The 2,247-nt window shown below is 58.2% G+C and carries 1 protein-coding gene; it reads left to right on the top strand.

Translation table 11 applies throughout. The features are described 5' to 3' along the window. The coding region (locus VAE57_RS09945) for an acyl-CoA dehydrogenase family protein (RefSeq protein WP_322821729.1) at window positions 1–899 on the top strand (899 nt) is incomplete at its 5' end. Between the last annotated feature and the right edge of the window lie 1,348 nt (window positions 900–2,247).

Genomic DNA, 2,247 nt, shown 5'->3' with positions numbered 1-2,247 from the left:
ACACCTTTTTCGGTGTCCATTGGGGTCTCTGCATGGGATCAATCGATCTTTTCGGTTCTCCCGAACAGAAGCAGCGCTGGCTGCCACCGATGCAACGCTTTGAGTTGATCGGATCGTGGGCACTCACCGAACCCGATGTCGGTTCCGCAACCGCTGCCGGCCTGACCACAACAGCACGCTTTGAGCGTGGCGTATGGGTGCTTGATGGAGCGAAGAAGTGGAGCGGCAATGCCCCAATCGCCGACATCAATATCATCTGGGCGCGCGATGTCTCAAACAACCAGGTCCAGGGCTTTATTGTCGAACGTGGCACGCCCGGCTACGAGGTTGAACGGTTGGAAGGCAAAATCGCCTTGCGCACCGTGCAAAATGCCAATATTCGCTTAAATGGCTGTCGAGTACCTGAAGCCAACCGATTGCCCAATGTGGGAGGTTTTCGGGGTATCGCCCGCCAACTGGCAATTACGCGAGCTGCCGTCGCCTGGGCAATGACCGGTGTGGCAATGGGGGCTTACGAACGGGCATTGGCCTATGCGCAGCAGCGGATTCAGTTCGGGCGACCGATTGGTGGATTTCAACTGGTGCAGAACAGTCTGGTACAGATGCTCGCCAACGTTACCGCTATGCAGACGATGTGTCTACGGATGAGTCAGATCGCTACGCGCACCGGTAAAGTCAGTCAGGAACAGGCATCACTGGCGAAGGTCTTTTGCGGCGAAAAGATGCGGGAAACCGTGGCGCTTGCCCGGGCGGTGCTTGGCGGTAATGGCATTCTCCTCGAACACGAGGTAGCGCGTTACTTCGCCGACGCCGAAGCGCTCTATTCGTATGAAGGCACGCACGAAATGAATACTCTGATCGTTGGCCGTGCGATCACCGGTATCTCGGCATTTGTGTAGAAGTGATCGCTACCAGATAGCGATTACCCAACAGGATAGCGTCTTTCCCCCGATCAGAAGGATAGTGTCGTATGGTTGGCGTGCGGAAGCGAGGCTTCCGCACGCGCCGTGCTGTGTGTTCCCACACGGTGGGCAGCGCGAGTGCACCGGTCTGCATCACCTGGAAGTGTATGCCAACGGTGCGCACGACACCGATATTCCCCTTCCATGCCGATAGTACGCATCTTCACCATCTGGCGTGCGGATAGGTGCTGCTTCTGCACACACTGCGCCGGGTGATGCCATCAATGCAGGGTGATAACCACCCCTGCGTTAGTAAGCTCTCAGTGGGGGATGGGTGAGGGCAACCGGGCCAGAGTAGTGTAGCAATTGGTGGGGAGTCTATGCATTACCCACATGTCACGCTGCGTTATGCCAGGCTGCAAGCGTTCCCCCTGGCACTGGCTTGCAGCCCGCGTGGCGGCATCCCCGCTACCGTTGTCAGGTGCTGGCCCCGATGGCAGGCTGGAAGCCTGCCCCACGGTCTGATACACTGTCTACCGGACCATCCGCTGCCCATTCGTGACGTGAGACCCACGCGACAGCGATGCAACGCGATAGTGCCCAGGATCGCGTGCAATGAGATAGGCGCTGCTCATGAGCGAAGAAGGTGACAATCTGGTTATAGGTAATGCATAGCGCTGCGCGGGAGAAGGGAGCGTAGAGGCTGCGATCACATCTGAACAACCATCCATGGCACGCGATGCCAGACATTCCCATCCACCGCATCCCTTGGATGGTCAGGTGAACGGTACAGGTACCGTCCGTAGGGGCGGGTTCCAAACCCGTCCCTACACACCACCGGCACCAGCACGCTGTGGGGTAGGCTGCCGACCTGCGTTCAGCCATCCTCATCATCAGAGTCACGTACCGGCACGGGAGGCTGCTGCAATCCGCGCCGGTACGTGAGTACGGCTGGCGCAGCAGCATGGCTGCCGCACTCCAAACCGCACGACACACGTATGACGAACGGGTAAGGCAATTCATTCAGCACGTGCTGGCACGGCTGGAGCGGCGCACTGTCACCTGGCCAGTCGCCCAAAACAGCATACGTGGCGATCATACCGCTGATACACCCATGGTTGACACCAGTTGTGGGTAATGCGTAGGTGGGGAATGGAGAGCGTATGCGTTTTCCCGTCAGGTCGCATATCAGCGGGAGATGTTACCCACCGCAGGGTGGCATACCAACAAAAACCCCCCTGTCACGATGTGACAGGGGGTAGCACCTGGACAGGCAAGCGTGATCCATCAGCAGCATCGTAGCAAGAGCGATACTGATAGTGGGATAACTCCCTAGAAAGGAGGT

This window comes from Chloroflexus sp. (assembly GCF_034434295.1).
Lineage (GTDB): Bacteria > Chloroflexota > Chloroflexia > Chloroflexales > Chloroflexaceae > Chloroflexus.
The sequence above is the reverse complement of the archived record's forward strand: the minus strand, read 5'-3'. Positions and strand labels throughout refer to the sequence as shown.